The sequence below is a fragment of the Pseudomonas sp. ArH3a genome, assembly GCF_022648765.1.
Taxonomy (GTDB): Bacteria; Pseudomonadota; Gammaproteobacteria; order Pseudomonadales; family Pseudomonadaceae; genus Aquipseudomonas.
The window spans coordinates 1767622-1784651 of sequence record NZ_CP080330.1 but is presented as its reverse complement, the minus strand read 5'-3'; the positions used below and the strand labels follow the sequence as shown (position 1 = coordinate 1784651).

The 17030-nt window shown below is 60.6% G+C and carries 14 protein-coding genes; 11 read left to right on the top strand and 3 right to left on the bottom strand.

Translation table 11 applies throughout. The annotated features are described in order from the left end of the window. Positions 1–127 precede the first annotated feature (127 nt). Both dapC and K0P33_RS08010 read left to right on the top strand, forming a co-directional pair. The gene (gene dapC, locus K0P33_RS08015; RefSeq protein ID WP_242154754.1) at positions 128–1327 is read left to right on the top strand and encodes a succinyldiaminopimelate transaminase; all 1200 of its coding nucleotides are present in this window, start codon (positions 128–130) and stop codon (positions 1325–1327) included. A 120-nt stretch (positions 1328–1447) separates the two neighbouring features. Further along, positions 1448–2212, top strand: a complete 765-nt coding sequence (locus tag K0P33_RS08010; RefSeq protein WP_094950057.1) for a M12 family metallopeptidase — start codon at positions 1448–1450, stop codon at positions 2210–2212. Between the two features lie 489 nt (positions 2213–2701). Here the strand turns inward: K0P33_RS08010 and K0P33_RS08005 are convergent, their stop codons facing one another. Beyond that, positions 2702–4345 carry a Na+/H+ antiporter gene (locus K0P33_RS08005; protein ID WP_094950058.1) on the bottom strand — a complete coding sequence of 548 codons (1644 nt, stop codon included), beginning with the start codon at positions 4343–4345 and terminating at the stop codon, positions 2702–2704. A 225-nt stretch (positions 4346–4570) separates the two neighbouring features. On the opposite strand from K0P33_RS08005, the gene K0P33_RS08000 reads away from it, so the two are divergent. The 4 genes from K0P33_RS08000 (at position 4571) to K0P33_RS07985 (ending at position 7675) form a co-directional block, all read left to right on the top strand. Then, positions 4571–4933, top strand: coding sequence for an ArsC family reductase (locus K0P33_RS08000; RefSeq protein WP_003189147.1), 363 nt, complete (start codon positions 4571–4573; stop codon positions 4931–4933). 33 nt (positions 4934–4966) lie between these two features. Continuing rightward, entirely contained in the window at positions 4967–6001 is a 1035-nt protein-coding gene (dapD, locus tag K0P33_RS07995) for a 2,3,4,5-tetrahydropyridine-2,6-dicarboxylate N-succinyltransferase (RefSeq protein ID WP_242154752.1), read from the top strand. 64 nt (positions 6002–6065) lie between these two features. Then, complete coding sequence (locus K0P33_RS07990; protein ID WP_242154751.1) at positions 6066–7271, top strand: cysteine desulfurase; 1206 nt, start codon at positions 6066–6068, stop codon at positions 7269–7271. Further along, complete coding sequence (locus K0P33_RS07985; protein WP_242154749.1) at positions 7268–7675, top strand: SufE family protein; 408 nt, start codon at positions 7268–7270, stop codon at positions 7673–7675. The genes K0P33_RS07990 and K0P33_RS07985 overlap by 4 nt, the downstream gene beginning before the upstream one ends. A gap of 47 nt (positions 7676–7722) precedes the next feature. Here K0P33_RS07985 and tcdA read toward each other — a convergent pair whose 3' ends face one another. After that, positions 7723–8538 (bottom strand): tRNA cyclic N6-threonylcarbamoyladenosine(37) synthase TcdA, encoded by an 816-nt coding sequence (tcdA, locus tag K0P33_RS07980; protein WP_094950062.1) that lies wholly within the window; start codon positions 8536–8538, stop codon positions 7723–7725. Between the two features lie 211 nt (positions 8539–8749). On the opposite strand from tcdA, the gene K0P33_RS07975 reads away from it, so the two are divergent. The 4 genes from K0P33_RS07975 to K0P33_RS07960 all read left to right on the top strand — a co-directional run bounded on the left by K0P33_RS07975 (position 8750) and on the right by K0P33_RS07960 (position 13987). Beyond that, on the top strand, positions 8750–11341 hold the full coding sequence (locus K0P33_RS07975; RefSeq protein WP_094950063.1) for a glycosyltransferase: 2592 nt from the start codon (positions 8750–8752) through the stop codon (positions 11339–11341). Positions 11342–11594: 253 nt separating this feature from the next. Then, positions 11595–12746 (top strand): succinyl-diaminopimelate desuccinylase, encoded by a 1152-nt coding sequence (gene dapE / locus K0P33_RS07970; protein ID WP_242154747.1) that lies wholly within the window; start codon positions 11595–11597, stop codon positions 12744–12746. Beyond that, positions 12746–13555, top strand: a complete 810-nt coding sequence (locus K0P33_RS07965; protein ID WP_242154745.1) for a putative RNA methyltransferase — start codon at positions 12746–12748, stop codon at positions 13553–13555. Before dapE ends, K0P33_RS07965 begins: the two co-directional genes overlap by 1 nt. Positions 13556–13609: 54 nt before the next feature. After that, the gene (locus K0P33_RS07960; protein ID WP_242154743.1) at positions 13610–13987 is read left to right on the top strand and encodes a hypothetical protein; all 378 of its coding nucleotides are present in this window, start codon (positions 13610–13612) and stop codon (positions 13985–13987) included. Positions 13988–14073: 86 nt separating this feature from the next. Here K0P33_RS07960 and K0P33_RS07955 read toward each other — a convergent pair whose 3' ends face one another. Then, positions 14074–14283 (bottom strand): cold-shock protein, encoded by a 210-nt coding sequence (locus K0P33_RS07955; protein ID WP_032891681.1) that lies wholly within the window; start codon positions 14281–14283, stop codon positions 14074–14076. Between the two features lie 180 nt (positions 14284–14463). Here K0P33_RS07955 and plsB point away from each other — a divergent pair, with 180 nt between their 5' ends. Further along, positions 14464–16983 carry a glycerol-3-phosphate 1-O-acyltransferase PlsB gene (gene plsB / locus K0P33_RS07950; RefSeq protein WP_242154741.1) on the top strand — a complete coding sequence of 840 codons (2520 nt, stop codon included), beginning with the start codon at positions 14464–14466 and terminating at the stop codon, positions 16981–16983. The last annotated feature ends 47 nt before the right edge of the window (positions 16984–17030 follow it).

The window sequence follows — 17030 nt, the reverse complement described above, 5'->3', positions numbered from 1 at the left end:
ACGACCCCTGTGGGAGCTGGCTTGCCTGCCATAGCGTCGACCCGGCATGGCTTATACACCGAGGTGCCCGCGTCGCAGGCAAGCCAGCGCCCACAAAAAGGCCGTACTCATCTTGATCGAGGCTTACATGAACAACGCCCTGAACCAGCTGCAGCCCTACCCGTTCGAGAAACTCCGTGCCCTGCTCGGCAGCGTCACGCCGAACCCGGACAAACGCCCGATCGCGCTGTCCATCGGCGAGCCCAAGCACAAGTCACCGGCCTTCGTGGCCCAAGCGCTGAGCAACAACCTCGACCAGATGGCCGTGTACCCGACCACCCTGGGCATCCCGGCATTGCGCGAGGCCATCGGCGCCTGGTGTGAACGCCGTTTCAACGTGCCCAAGGGGTGGCTGGACCCGGCGCGCAATATCCTGCCGGTCAACGGCACCCGCGAGGCACTGTTCGCCTTCACCCAGACCGTGGTCAACCGCAGTGACGATGCACTGGTAGTCAGCCCGAACCCGTTCTACCAGATCTACGAAGGCGCCGCGTTCCTGGCTGGGGCCACGCCGCATTACCTGCCGTGCCTGGACGCCAACGGCTTCAACCCAGACTTCGACGCTGTGTCGCCAGACACCTGGAAACGCTGCCAGATCCTATTCCTGTGTTCCCCAGGCAACCCGACCGGCGCGCTGATCCCGGTCGACACCCTGAAAAAACTCATCGCCCTGGCCGACGAATACGATTTCGTCATCGCCGCTGACGAGTGCTACAGCGAGCTGTACTTCGACGAACAAACCCCGCCGCCGGGCCTGCTCAGCGCCTGCGTCGAACTCGGCCGCCAGGATTTCAAACGTTGCGTGGTGTTCCACAGCCTGTCCAAGCGTTCCAACCTGCCAGGCCTGCGCTCCGGTTTCGTCGCCGGCAATGCCGATATCCTCAAGGCCTTCCTGCTGTACCGCACCTACCACGGCTGCGCGATGCCGGTGCAAACCCAACTGGCGAGCATCGCAGCCTGGCAGGACGAAGCCCACGTGCTGGCCAACCGTGACCTGTACCGCGAGAAATTCGACGCTGTGCTGGCGATTCTCAAGCCGGTATTAGACGTGCAAAGCCCGGACGGCGGATTTTACTTATGGCCGAATGTGAACGGCGACGATGCCGCATTCTGCCGGGACTTGTTCGTGGAAGAACACGTAACCGTGGTGCCGGGCTCATACCTGTCGCGGGAAGCGGATGGCGTGAACCCGGGGGCCGGGCGTGTGCGCATGGCACTGGTTGCGCCGTTGGCGGAGTGTGTGGAAGCGGCTGAGCGGATTCGGGATTTTATCCAGCGCAAGCGCTAACTCAGTGCCCGCTCCTGACTGGCAGGAGTGGGCCCCACCTGGCAAACCCAGGTACATATTTCATGGAACGCCTCTGCATAAGTTCCCACCAAGGATTACTGATTCTTCCTTGGTGAAAATATGACTATCAGCAACCTCTCCACTCTCTCGCCGCCTCTCGACCCACACTTATATACGGGTAGCCCTTCTGATGCTGTAACACCCCACGCTCGAAAAAAACGTGGCGTCGCGGATGAAAGCAAGGCTTGGCCACAACACTCAACGGTAAAAATCTCTCTGTCGAATATGACGCCAGAGCAAACGTCCTTGGTCAAGAAAGCCATTAACGAATGGAGCCCGCACACTAACCTTCACTTTAAGTTTATTAAAGGCAATGACGGCGACATCAGAATTGCTGGAGACAACATAGGCCTCGGAAGCTGGTCCGCACTCGGAACGGATGCCCTTCATCTGCACCGCTCCGAACCCACAATGTCCATCGACTTTACAAACCCTGATGACACCGCACGAGCGCACGTATTACATGAGTTCGGCCACGCCCTGGGCTTACTGCATGAGCACCAACACCCGGAGTGCTCCCTGAATATTGATGAGCAGGCCGCCTATGAGCATTTTACTTCGCAGAATTTTACAAAGGACGATGTAGGCAATAATATACTGGGGCAGTTCGACGCCTCTGAAGTTAAAACGTCGGAATATGATAAAGACTCCATCATGCATTACCCCTTCCCCGCCTCATTACTCAATGGCGGTGACGAGATTGTATTTCAAACTAAACTTTCAGTCGGCGATAAAAAATTCATGAGGTCCATGTACCCCATAGATGAATCACCGGCGGGTAAGTTTCTATACAGCCTTACGCAATTTTTTATCAGCCGATCCTGACGTTATTTCGAATTCAATGGACGCGCCCCACATTCGCCTTACTCATATCCAGATCCGCCAACACCTCTCTCAATACCTCATCACCCATTTGGTGATGACGACTCAAGCTGTACAACTCCAAGTGGCGCGCCCGCAGGGCCTGAGGCGCAGTTTGCGTTCAAGTTTGTCATCTGTATCACCTTAGCTTCGGCGATGCAGTGGAGATCAAAGCAACTCGCCCCTGTCAGCGACGTAATGCTCGCAAGTAGGCACACATGCCAAAAGCACGGATATTTCAAGCCCAACAATGGGTATTCATTGGGACAGTGACAAAAAGAAAACCGCTCGAGCCACCAAGCACACCTTTGCCAAGGCGTTAGGTTTCACCAACATTATCCTTCCCAAAAAAGCTGCCTAACGATTCAACTCTGTGTATCCGTACAAGAAAGCCATAACGCTCGTTACCCTTGGCGGGGTGTCATCTTGGGCATGAGCATTAAAACCCCATCATTAATGGACTGAGCCCAAATTCGCTTCGCTCATGTCCAAGTCCGCCAGCACCTCGCGCAACACGTCATCACCAATCTGGTGATGACGGCTCAAGCTGTACAACTCCAAGCGTTGCGCGCGCAGGGCTTTGAGCCGAAGTTTGCGTTCAAGCTGGTCCATCTGCTGCGCCAACGCCTGGGCTTCGGCCGAGTCATTAAACACTTCCAATTGATGGCGATATTCCGACATCAGCCGCGCCTTGAGCTCAGCGGCCAGGGCCGCTTGGGCGGCGTCCGGGGTTTCGCTTCCTGCGGGTTCTTCCGCCTCAAGGGCATGGATGGCAGCCACGGCGGTTTTCTTCCAGGCCTCGCGCACTTCGTTATGACGCTTTTCGTCCGGACTCTTTTCGATGCCGCGCAATAGCAACGGCAAGGCGATGCAGGCGGCGATCAATGACAGCAGGATCACGCCCGCAGCGATAAAGATCAGCAGGTCTCGCTCTGGAAAGTCCTGCCCCGGCGCCAACAGCAACGGCACCGACATCACGCCCGCCAGGGTCACCGCGCCGCGCACGCCCCCGACGGTCAGCAGCCAGCAGGAACGGGCCGTCGGCACCAGAGTCAGTTCGCTTTTCCCACGCAGCCGTCGCAGCAGGCCTGACAGCCGCCAGATGCTCTGCACCCAGATAAACCGCAACACCACCAGCACCAGAAAGATCGCGATCACATCCAGGCAGCGATACAACAGGGTTGGCCACAGTGTCGTCTCATGGCTCACCACCGCCTTGATGATGTCTGGCAGTTGCAAGCCCAACAGCAAAAAGATCAAGCCATTGAACGCGAACTCCAGCAGCGACCAGACACTGCGATTGAGCAGCCGGGTGCTGGTCTGGCGCGGCAACAGGTCGAGCCAGCTTTGCATCATGCCCGCCGCGACCGCCGAGAGAATGCCCGATGCGCCCAGGCGTTCAGCCAGCACATACGCGGCAAACGGCAGCAGCAACATGAACACCACGTGGGTGGCCGGGTCGTCCCAGCCCCGTGCGATCATCCAGGCACGCAAACGCCCGACCAGCCAGCTCAGCGCCACGCCCACCGCCAGGCCACCCACGGCCACCAGCACAAAGGTCAGGCTGGCGTCCGCCAAGGAAAACACCCCGGTCAACGCCGCCGCCAGGGCGAACTTGAAGGTCACCAGGCCCGAGGCATCATTCATCAACGCTTCGCCCTGAAGCATGTGCATCAGCGGCTTGGGCAACCGATTTTGGGAAATGGCCGACACCGCCACGGCATCCGTCGGTGATAAAACAGCCGCCAGGGCGAAGGCCACCGGCAACGGGATCGTAGGCAGTAGCCAATGAATGAAGTAGCCGGCCCCGACCACGGTGAACAACACCAGGCCCACCGCCAACGTCAGGATGGGCCCGCGCAGGCGCCACAACTCACGCTTGGGCATGCGCCAGCCATCGGAGAACAGCAGCGGCGGCAGAAACAGAAACAGGAACAACTCAGGGTCCAGGGCCACGTGCAGCCCCAGCGTCGGCCACGCCAGCAAGGCGCCGGCGGCGATCTGCACCAAGGGTAACGGCAGAGGAATGATGCGCCCGACCAGGCGCGAAACGCTGACCAACATCAGCAGGATAAGAACGGTGTAGGCGGTTTGCATAACACGGGTTTCCCGGACAAGCGACTTGCAACGACACATATCAGGCAACAACTGGCCGTTGAAGTGCCATATTACCCGTCTATGTTACTCGCCTATGCTGTGCGATGGCTTTTGCACAAAAGTCGCACTGAGCCATAAGCAGGCATGACGAGCGGCACCCAAACCCGCTGGTCGTGGCATAATCCGTGACCTTTAGTTTCTATTTGTCCAAAGGGGGGCAATTCCTTGACCGCTTCAAGCAAAACGTTGCACCTTTTCGGCATCAAAGCCTGCGACACCATGAAAAAAGCCCGTACCTGGCTCGATGAGCACGGCGTGAGCTATGAATTCCACGACTACAAAACGGCCGGTATCGACCGCGAACACTTGACCCAATGGTGCAACGAGCACGGTTGGCAGGTGGTTTTGAACCGTGCGGGCACCACCTTTCGCAAACTCGAAGACGAACGCAAAGCCGATCTCGATCAGTCGAAAGCCATTGAATTGATGCTCGCACAACCCTCGATGATCAAGCGCCCCGTGCTCGATCTCGGTGACAGAACCCTGATTGGCTTCAAGCCAGATAGTTATTCGGCGGCCCTCAAGTAGGCCAGCCCTTTCCATTTTTGTAGAGGTAACAGCATGTCCAATTCCCTGTTCAGCCTGGGCTTCGGCGTCGGCACTCAGAACCGCCAAGGTGCTTGGCTGGAAGTGTTTTACGCACAACCCTTGCTCAACCCGTCGGCTGAAATCATTGCCGCCATTGCACCGATCCTCGGTTACACCGAAGGCAACCAGGCCATCACCTTCACCGTCTCCCAGGCCCTGCAACTGGCTGACGCGCTCAAAGGCGTCGACGCAACCCAAGCCGCCCTGCTGAGCCGCCTGGCTGAAAGCCACACCCCGCTGGTCGCCACCCTGCTGGCCGAAGACGCTGCACTGACCTCCACGCCTGAGGCCTACCTCAAGCTGCACCTGCTGTCCCATCGCCTGGTCAAGCCGCATGGCCTGAGCCTGGCCGGTGTGTTCCCACAGCTGCCGAACGTGGCCTGGACCAGCCAGGGCGCGATCGACATCAGCGAACTGGCTGAACGCCAACTGGAAGCGCGCCTGCGTGGCGATCTGCTGGAAGTGTTCTCGGTGGACAAGTTCCCGAAAATGACCGACTACGTGGTCCCAGCCGGCGTGCGCATCGCGGACGCCGCGCGTATCCGCCTGGGCGCCTACGTGGGCGAAGGCACCACCGTGATGCACGAAGGTTTCATCAACTTCAACGCCGGCACTGAAGGTCCGGGCATGATCGAAGGCCGCGTGTCGGCTGGCGTGTTCGTGGGCAAGAATTCGGACCTGGGCGGCGGTTGCTCCACCATGGGCACCCTGTCGGGCGGCGGCAACATCGTGATCAAAGTCGGCGAAGAGTGCCTGATCGGCGCCAACGCCGGTATCGGCATCCCGTTGGGCGACCGTAACAAGGTGGAATCGGGCCTGTACGTCACCGCTGGGACCAAGGTTGCGCTGCTCGACGAGCAGAACCAACTGGTCAAAGTGGTCAAGGCGCGCGAGCTGGCCGGCCAGCCGGACCTGCTGTTCCGCCGTAACTCCGAGACCGGTGCCGTGGAGTGCAAAACCCACAAATCGGCCATCGAACTGAACGAAGCGCTGCACGCTCACAACTAAGCAGCCACTCGATGCCACTAGCGGGCCCCGCTCCTGGGGCTCGCTTATACGAGTCTTGAACACCATGCTTGTGCCCTCTCCCTGGCGCGCCGATTTCCCGGCCATCGCCACCCTGCAACGGCAAGACCAGACCTACCTGGACAACGCCGCCACCACGCAAAAACCCCAAGCCCTGTTGGATGCCATCAGCCATTACTACGCCAATGGCGCAGCCAATGTGCACCGTGCCCAGCATTTGCCGGGCGCCCATGCGACCCAGGCCTTTGAAGACAGTCGCAGCAAGGTCGCGCAGTGGTTGAACGCGGGGGACAGCGGGCAAATCATCTTTACCCACGGCGCAACCTCTGCGCTGAACCTCCTGGCCTATGGCCTGGAGCACTTATTCAATGCGGGCGATGAGATTGTCATCAGCGCCCTGGAACACCACGCCAACCTGCTGCCTTGGCAGCAACTGGCCAAGCGTCGCGCGCTCACGCTGGTGGTAGTGCCGCTGAGCGATGACGGCGTGATTGACCTGCGCGCCGCCGCCGAACTGATCGGGCCGCGCACGCGCCTGCTGGCGGTGAGCCAGTTATCCAACGTGCTCGGCGCCTGGCAGCCGCTGGAGGCCTTACTGGCGATGGCCAAAGCTCACGGCGCGCTGACCGTGGTCGATGGCGCCCAGGGCATCGTGCATGGCCGCCACGACGTGCAGGCGCTGGGTTGCGACTTTTACGTATTTTCCAGCCACAAACTCTACGGCCCGGATGGCGTTGGCGTGCTGTATGGCCGCAACGAAGCCCTGCATCACCTGCGTCACTGGCAGTTTGGTGGCGAGATGGTGCAACTGGCGGACTACCACAGCGCCAGCTTTCGCCCCGCGCCATTGGGTTTTGAAGCGGGCACACCGCCGATTGCCGGCGTGATCGGCCTGGGCGCCAGCCTGGATTACCTCAGCTCGCTGGATCAAACCGCCGTGGTCGCCCATGAAGCGGCGCTGCACGACTACCTGCTACGCGGGCTGACCGCGCGCAAAGGCGTTCGCGTATTGGGCTCGCCGCAGGTGGCGCTGGCAAGCTTTGTGGTGGAAGGCGTGCACAACGCCGACCTTGCGCACCTGCTGACCGAGCAAGGCATCGCCGTGCGTGCCGGCCATCACTGTGCAATGCCATTGCTCAAGGCGATGCATTTGACCGGGGCGATCCGTGTGTCCCTGGCGCTGTACAACGACTCCGATGACCTGGAACGCTTCTTTGAAGCGCTGGACCAGGCGTTGGATATGTTGCGATGAGCCTGCCGGTGGAAGCAGTGGCCGCGCTGGAGGCTTTTCAGGCGGTAGGCAGCTGGGAGCAACGTGCGCGCATGCTGATGCAATGGGGCGAGCGGCTGCCGGCTTTGGCGGATGAGGACAAGGTTGAAGCCAACCTGGTGCAGGGCTGCGAAAGCCTGGTGTGGTTGGTGGGCCGTTTGCAGGACGGCCATTGGCAGTTCGCAGCGAGCAGCGATGCGCGCATGATTCGAGGGCTGGTGGCGTTGTTGCTGGCGCGGGTTAATGGGCTGTCGGCGGCCGAGTTGCAGGCGGTCGATTTGCCGGGTTGGTTCACTCAGTTGGGGCTTTCCCGCCAGTTGTCACCTTCGCGCAGCAATGGCCTCAATGCAGTCCTGCAGCGCATGCGCGAATTAAGCCTCATATAAAACTAAATGTGGGAGCTGGCTTGCCTGCTCCCACATTTAAGTGAAATTCAGGCAGGCTTGACCCGCTCTGAAGGCCTGCGTACCCCCGCCACGATCTTGTCCACCGCCTTGGTCGCCGCCACCATGCCGAAGGTGGCTGTCACCATCATCACCGCGCCAAACCCACCGGCGCAGTCCAGCTTCACCCCATCGCCGACAAAACTCTTCTGCAAACAGATGCTGCCGTCCGGCTTCGGGTAGCGCAGTTGCTCGGTGGAAAACACACACGGCACGCTGTAATGGCGGGTCACGGTGCGCGAGAAACCGTAGTCACGGCGCAGCGTAGAACGCACTTTCGAGGCCAATGGGTCGTTGAAGGTGCGGTTCAGGTCGCAGACCTGGATCAGCGTCGGGTCGATCTGCCCGCCCGCGCCGCCGGTGGTGATGATCTGGATCTTGCGGCGCTTGCACCAGGCAATCAGCGCGGCCTTGGCGTTGACGGCGTCGATGCAGTCGATCACGCAATCAATGTTCGGGGTGATGTACTCGGCCATGGTGTCTCGCGTGACGAAGTCCGCCACCGCATGCACGGTGCAATCCGGGTTGATGCTGCGCAGGCGTTCGGCCATGACTTCGACCTTGGGCTTACCCACCGTGCTGTCCAGGGCGTGCAACTGGCGGTTGCTGTTGCTGACGCACACATCGTCCAGGTCAAACAGCGAAATTTCGCCCACCCCGCAACGGGCCATGGCTTCCGCCGCCCACGAGCCCACGCCGCCGACGCCGACGATCGCCACATGGGCCGCCTTCAAGCGTTCCAGGCCTTCAATGCCATATAAGCGGGCAACGCCTGCAAACCGCGGATCTTCTGTGCTCATGACCATTACCCCAAAAACCGGCGCGCATTATGGACTACACGGCGACAAGATCGAAGCGACAAGCTACAAGTAAAGAACTTCGATGGTCTTTCGCTGACTAACGTCCGGCTTTTCTCTGTCTGCTGTACGCTCAGGGAAAGGCCGGTGTAGGATGCGCGCCGTTCGGTGTAGGCCGACACCTCTTTTCGTTCCACACCTTTTGGAACCCGAAATAGCCATGTCATCGCGTAAATTTGGACTCAACCTGGTAGTGGTGCTGGCAATTGCCGCGCTGTTCACCGGCTTCTGGGCGCTGATCAACCGCCCGGTCACTGCTCCCAACTGGCCTGAACAAATCTCCGGGTTCTCCTACTCGCCGTTCCAGCAAGGCCAGTTCCCGCAGAAAGACCAGTACCCAAGCGACGAAGAAATGCGTCGCGACCTCGAAATCATGAGCAAGCTGACGGACAACATCCGTACCTACTCGGTCGACGGCACCCTGGGGGACATCCCTAAGCTGGCGGAAGAGTTCGGCCTGCGCGTGACCCTCGGTATCTGGATCAGCCCGGACCTGGAACGTAACGAGCGCGAGATCCAACGCGCCATCGAACTGGCCAACAGCTCGCGCAGCGTGGTGCGGGTGGTGGTCGGTAACGAAGCCTTGTTCCGTGAAGAAATCACCCCTGAAGCGCTGATTGTGCTGCTGGACCGCGTGCGCGGCGCCGTGAAAGTGCCGGTGACGACGTCCGAGCAATGGCACATCTGGGAAAAGAACCCACAGCTGGCCAAGCACGTCGACCTGATCGCCGCGCACATCCTGCCGTTCTGGGAATTTATTCCGATGGACAAGGCCGGCCAGTACGTACTCGACCGCGCCCGGGACCTGAAGAAATTGTTCCCGAAAAAGCCGCTGCTGCTGTCGGAAGTTGGCTGGCCGAGTAACGGCCGTATGCGCGGGGGTAATGAAACGTCCCCGGCAGACCAGGCGATTTACCTGCGTACGCTGGTCAACAAGCTGAACCGCCAAGGCTATAACTACTTCGTGATCGAGGCGTTCGACCAGCCGTGGAAAGTCAGCGACGAAGGCTCGGCGGGCGCTTATTGGGGCGTGTACAACGCAGCGCGCCAGCAGAAATTCAACTTTGAAGGCCCTGTCGTCGCGATCCCGCAGTGGCGGGTGCTGGCCATCGGCTCGGTGGTGCTTGCGCTGCTGTCGCTGACCCTGCTGATGATCGACGGCTCGTCGCTGCGCCAGCGTGGCCGTACGTTCCTGACTTTTATCGCGTTCCTTTGTGGATCGGTACTGGTGTGGATCGGCTACGACTACAGCCAGCAATACAGCACCTGGTTCAGCGTGACCGTCGGTATCTTGCTGGCACTCGGCGCCCTCGGCGTGTTTATCGTGTTGCTGACCGAGGCCCACGAACTGGCAGAAGCCGTGTGGACCCACAAACGCCGGCGTGAATTTCTGCCGGTGGAAGGCGATTCGGACTACCGCCCGAAAGTGTCGATCCATGTGCCGTGCTACAACGAGCCGCCGGAGATGGTCAAACAGACCCTCGACGCCCTGGCTGCCCTTGATTACCCGGACTACGAAGTCCTGATCATCGACAACAACACCAAGGACCCTGCGGTGTGGGAACCGGTGCGCGACTACTGCGAAACCCTCGGCCCGCGCTTCAAGTTCTTCCACGTCTCGCCCCTGGCCGGTTTCAAGGGCGGCGCACTGAACTACCTGATCCCGCACACCGCCAAGGATGCCGAAGTGATCGCGGTGATCGACTCGGACTACTGCGTGTCGCCAAACTGGCTCAAGCACATGGTGCCGCACTTCGCCGACCCGAAAATCGCCGTGGTGCAGTCGCCGCAGGATTACCGCGACCAGAACGAAAGTACCTTCAAGAAGCTCTGCTACGCGGAATACAAAGGCTTCTTCCATATCGGCATGGTCACCCGTAACGACCGCGACGCGATCATCCAGCACGGCACCATGACCATGACCCGGCGCTCGGTGCTCGAAGAACTCGGCTGGGCCGACTGGTGCATCTGTGAAGACGCCGAACTGGGCCTGCGTGTGTTCGAGAAAGGCCTGTCGGCGGCGTATTACCACGACAGCTACGGCAAAGGCTTGATGCCGGATACCTTTATCGACTTCAAGAAACAGCGTTTCCGCTGGGCCTACGGTGCGATACAGATCATCAAGCGCCACACCGCCAGCCTGTTGCGCGGCAAAGACACCGAGCTGACCCGTGGCCAGCGCTACCACTTCCTCGCGGGCTGGTTGCCGTGGGTCGCGGACGGCATGAACATCTTCTTCACCGTCGGCGCGCTGTTGTGGTCGGCGGCGATGATCATCGTGCCGACCCGTGTCGACCCGCCGTTGCTGATTTTCGCGATCCCGCCATTGGCGCTGTTCGTGTTCAAGGTTGGCAAGATCGTTTTCCTCTACCGCCGTGCGGTGGGTGTGAACTTGAAAGATGCGTTCTGCGCGGCGCTGGCCGGTTTGGCGTTGTCCCACACCATCGCCAAGGCGGTGCTGTATGGCTTCTTCACCACCAGTATTCCGTTCTTTCGTACACCGAAAAACGCGGATAACCACGGCTTCTGGGTAGCGATCTCCGAAGCTCGCGAAGAAATGTTCATCATGCTGCTGTTGTGGGGCGCGGCGCTGGGGATCTACCTGGTGCAGGGCCTGCCGAGCAATGACATACGCTTCTGGGTGGTGATGCTGCTGGTGCAATCGCTGCCGTACGTCGCTGCGCTGATCATGGCGTTCCTGTCGTCGTTGCCAAAACCTGCGCCAGCGGGTGAGCCGGCAACGGCTGAGTAAAAACTTGCGCAATGCACTAAACGGCGGCCTCTGGCCGCCGTTTTGCTATAAGATAACGGCCGTTTTGTGAGACTTGGCCTAGCCCTGCTTTCTACGGGAACTGGCTTGCCTGCGATGCAGACGCCGCGGTCTGGCAGGTACGCCGCGGCGATGCTATCGCAGGCAAGCCAGCTCCCACATTGAACCTGCGCCGATTCAGGTTCTGTATTCCACATTCGTCCAGCGCCCATTACACGCTTCCCGGAGTTTTCCCATGACGGCCCACGCCGACCTTTCGCCGACCCTTCAACTCGCTATCGACCTGATCCGTCGCCCCTCGGTGACGCCGATCGACGCCGACTGCCAGAAGCTGATGATGCAGCGCCTGGGCGACGCCGGCTTTGCGCTGGAGCCGATGCGCATCGAAGATGTGGACAACTTCTGGGCCACCCATGGCAAGCATGACGGCCCGGTGCTGTGCTTTGCCGGCCACACCGACGTGGTGCCGACGGGCCCGGTGCAGGCCTGGCAAAACGACCCGTTCGACGCGTTGATCGATGAAAATGGCATGCTCTGCGGCCGTGGCGCGGCGGACATGAAAGGCAGCCTGGCCGCCATGCTGGTGGCGGCCGAGCGTTTCGTCAGCGACTACCCGGACCACAAAGGCTCGGTGGCCTTTTTGATCACCAGCGATGAAGAAGGCCCGGCGCACCACGGCACCAAAGCTGTGATCGAGCGCCTGGCCGCCCGCAAGGAACGCCTGGACTGGTGCATCGTCGGCGAGCCGTCGAGCACCACGCTGGTGGGCGATGTGGTCAAGAACGGCCGTCGCGGCTCCCTCGGCGCGACCCTGACCGTTCGCGGCGTGCAAGGCCATGTGGCCTACCCACATCTGGCGAAGAATCCGATCCACCTGGCCGCCCCGGCCTTGGCGGAACTCGCCGCCGAGCATTGGGATGACGGCAACACCTTCTTCCCGCCGACCAGCTTCCAGATTTCCAACCTCAATTCCGGCACCGGCGCCACCAACGTGATCCCCGGTGACCTGACGGCGGTATTCAACTTCCGCTTCTCCACCGAATCCACCGTCGAAGGCCTGCAACAGCGCGTTGCGGCGATTCTCGACAAACATGGCCTGGACTGGCACGTGGAGTGGGCGCTGTCGGGCCTGCCGTTCCTCACCGAACCGGGCGCTCTGCTGGATGCGGTTTCCGCCAGCATCAAGGCGATTACCGGTCGTGAGACCAAGGCATCCACCAGCGGCGGCACGTCCGATGGGCGATTCATTGCCACCCTCGGCACTCAGGTCGTTGAACTGGGCCCGGTCAACGCGACGATTCACCAGGTCAACGAACGTATCCTGGCCAGTGACCTTGATGTGCTGACCGAAATCTACTACCAGACCCTGATCAAGTTGCTCGCCTGATGCTCGCTTGCCCCATTTGCAGCGCACCGCTCAACGCGGTGGACAATGGCGTGGCCTGCCCGGTCGGGCACCGTTTCGACCGTGCGCGCCAGGGTTACCTGAACCTGTTGCCGGTGCAGCACAAGAACAGCCGCGACCCCGGCGATAACCTGGCCATGGTCGAGGCGCGCCGCGACTTCCTCAACGCCGGGCACTACGCGCCGGTGGCCAAGCGCCTTGCGGAACTGGCCGCCGAACGCGCGCCGCAGCGCTGGGTCGACATCGGTTGTGGCGAGGGTTACTACACCGCGCAGATCGCCGATGCCCTGCCCCATGCCGACGGCTATGCGCTGGATATCTCCAAGGAAGCGGTCAAACGTGCCTGCAAGCGCAACCCGGCGCTGACCTGGTTGATCGCCAGCATGGCGCGTGTGCCACTGGCCTCGGGCAGTTGCCAATTTCTCGCCAGCGTTTTCAGCCCCCTGGATTGGGAAGAGGCCAAGCGCCTGCTCAGCCCCGGCGGCGGCCTGATGAAGGTCGGCCCGACTGCCGGCCACCTGATGGAGTTGCGCGAGCGTTTGTACGACGAGGTACGCGAATACACCGACGACAAGCATTTGGCCCTGGTGCCGGACGGCATGAGCCTGGCGCATAGCGAAACCCTTGAGTTCACCCTGCGCCTGGCCGAACCCAAGGACCGCGCCAACCTGCTGGCGATGACGCCCCACGGCTGGCGCGCAAGTGCCGAGCGCCGCACCGAAGTGATCGAGGCTGCCGAGCCGCTGCAGGTCACGGTGTCGATGCGCTACGATTATTTCGTGCTTCAATAACCCACTTTTAAGTATCCGCGAATGGATTTTCGAATCCCGCAACGAGGAACATCCATGCGCCAACCTGATATCGAGATTTACCTGAAGGACGCCGACGTCGACCACAAGGCCATCGCCGCCTGGCTGGGCGCCGCCCTGGGCCCGTGCACCGACTGGGTCCAGAAAGGCCAAACCTACAAGTGTAAAGCCGGCAGCGTGCCGGTTACCTGGCTGCCTAAGGCAGTAGGCAAGTGGAACAGCCTGTACCTGGAAAGCGACCAGACCCCGTGGGACGACGACATCGCCTGCGCCCGCGCTGCGTTTGCCGCGCTGAACGTAGAAGTGCGCTGCGCGCCGGGTACGTGGGTTGAGGAAGAAGGTGAAGAAAGCGCCGATCGCTGGATGCGTATCAGCGTGGACGGTGAAGAAGAGATCACCTGGAAAACCGCCTGATCTAAACCTGCAAACCCAATCAATGTGGGAGCTGGCAAGCCAGCTCCCAGCGTTGATTGGGTTATCAAGGCAGGATGTGGTCTGCCTTACAGCCCCACTACATCCTCCGCCTGCAACCCCTTCTCGCCGGTCACCACGGCGTATTCCACCTGCTGGCCTTCGGCCAACGAGCGGTGGCCGTCACCGCGAATGGCGCGGTAGTGTACAAACACATCCTTGCCGTCCTCACGCTGAATAAAGCCGTAGCCTTTTGCATCGTTGAACCACTTCACATTGCCGGTTTCGCGCGTTGCCATCTGTTTTACTCCCACATGCTTTTATTGTTGAGTCGCTCGCATTGAACTGCCGAGTATAAGACAGGCTCAAAAACGATCAACTCAAGTTTACATCGCTGCTTTTTTGCCGATTTTCGGCGAATACGGCACACTACCCGCCCGAGCACCTGCTCGGTTTTTTCCACTTGAAGCAGCACGCCTATGACCCGCTCCCCGTTCCGCCGTCTAGTGTTTGGCACCTTGCGCCGACTGTTGTACCTCTGGGTTCGCTCCGAGACGATCAACCAGTCGTCCCTAACCCTTAACCTGGACCGCAGCCGGCCGGTGTTCTACGTCCTGCAATCGCCCTCCCTCACCGAATTGGCCGTGGTCGATACCGAGTGCACCAAGGCCGGCCTGCCGCGCCCGGTGCTGCCGGTATCGGTAGGCCCGCTGATCGAACCGGCGGCGTTCTTCTACCTCACGCCGGAGCCCGACTGGCTCGGCCGTCAGGACAAGCGCGGCGCGCCGCCGACCCTGAACCGGCTGGTCAACACCCTGAGCGAACACGCCGAAGAGAATGCACAAATCATTCCCGTCAGCGTGTTCTGGGGGCAGTCGCCCGAGAGCGAGTCCAGCCCGTGGAAACTGCTGTTTGCCGACAGCTGGGCCGTCACCGGGCGCCTGCGCCGGTTGTTGAGCATCCTGATCCTGGGGCGCAAGACTCGTGTGCAATTCTCCGCGCCTATCAACCTGCGTGAATTGATCGAGCACAATAAAGGTCACGAACGCACCGTGCGGATGGCCCAACGCATCCTGCGGGTGCACTTTCGTAACCTGAAAACTGCGGTAATCGGCCCGGACCTGTCGCACCGCCGCAATCTGGTGAAAGGCCTGGTGAACATGCCACTGGTGCGCCAAGCCATCCTGGATGAAGCCGAACGCGAAAAGATTTCCCCGGAAAAAGCCAAGGCCCTGGCACTGCGATACGGCAACGAGATCGCCTCGGACTACACCTACACCGCGATTCGCTTCCTCGAAGTGGTGCTGAGCTGGTTCTGGAACAAGATCTACGACGGCATCAAGGTCAATAACATCGAAGGAGTGCAAAAGGTTGCCCAAGGTTATGAGGTGATCTACGTACCTTGCCACCGCAGCCATATCGACTACCTGCTGCTCTCCTACCTGCTGTTCAAAAACGGTTTGACCCCGCCGCACATCGCCGCGGGTATCAACTTGAACATGCCGGTGATCGGCAGCCTGCTGCGTCGTGGCGGCGCGTTTTTCATGCGCCGCACCTTCAAGGGCAACCCGCTGTACACCTCGTTGTTCAACGAATACCTGCACACCCTGTTCACCAAGGGGTTCCCGGTGGAGTACTTCGTCGAAGGCGGGCGCTCGCGCACCGGGCGCATGCTGCAACCGAAAACCGGGATGCTGGCGATCACCCTGCGCAGTTTCTTGCGCTCCTCGCGCATGCCGATCGTGTTTGTGCCGGTGTATATCGGTTATGAACGTGTGCTGGAAGGCCGCACCTACCTTGGCGAGCTGCGCGGCGCGAGCAAGAAGAAAGAGTCGATCTTCGATATTTTCAAGGTGGTCGGCGCGCTCAAGCAGCGCTTTGGCCAGGTCGCGGTCAACTTCGGCGAGCCGATCAAACTGGCCGAGTTCCTCGACGCCGAGCAACCCGACTGGCGCGCCCAGGAGCTGGGCCCGAACTACAAACCGGCATGGCTCAACGAAACTACCAACCGCCTCGGCGAACAGGTGGCCCGCCACTTGAACGAAGCCGCTGCGGTGAACCCGGTGAACCTGGTGGCCTTGGCGCTGCTCTCCACCACGCGCCTGGCCTTGGATGAACAGGCCATGGCGCGCCAGTTGGACCTGTACCTGGCGCTGCTGCGCCGCGTGCCCTACTCGCCCCATACCACCTTGCCGGAAGGCGAGGGCTTGGCCCTGATCAAGCACGTCAAGGACATGGACCTGCTGTCGGAACAGAGCGACGCACTGGGTAAGATTTTGTACTTGGACGAGCAGAACGCCGTCCTGATGACCTATTACCGCAACAATGTGCTGCACATCTTCGCCCTGCCGGCGTTGCTGGCGAGCTTCTTCCAGAGCAGCTCGCGCATGAGCCGCGAACAGATCCTGCGCTACACCCGCGCGCTCTACCCGTACCTGCAATCGGAGCTGTTTATCCGCTGGTCACTGGACGAGTTGGACGCGGTGGTCGACCAATGGCTTGAGGCATTCGTTGAACAAGGCCTGCTGCGTTTCGAGAATGACGTGTACCTGCGCCCGGCGCCGAGCTCACGGCATTTTGTGCTGCTGACGCTGCTGTCCAAGAGCATCGCCCAAACGCTGCAACGCTTCTACATGGCGATCTCGCTGCTGCTCAACAGCGGCCAGAACAGCATCAGCGCCGAAGAGCTGGAAGACCTGTGCACGATCATGGCCCAGCGCCTGTCGATCCTGCACGGTCTCAACGCCCCAGAGTTCTTCGACAAGAGCCTTTTCCGACATTTTATCCAGACGTTGCTGGAGCAAGATGTGTTGCGCCGCGATGAGGCGGGCAAGTTGAGCTACCACGACCTGCTCGGTGAATTGGCCGAAGGTGCGGCCAAACGCGTGCTGCCGGCCGATATTCGCCTGTCGATCCGCCAAGTGGCCTTGCATCGCGTGGATGGCGCAGCCGAGGCGCCAGCCGAAGCTCAAGCTGTCAAACCTGAAGAAAGCCGCTAGATTGAATGAGGCGTCGGGCGGTTTCCGGCGCCGTTGAAAAGGAGCTG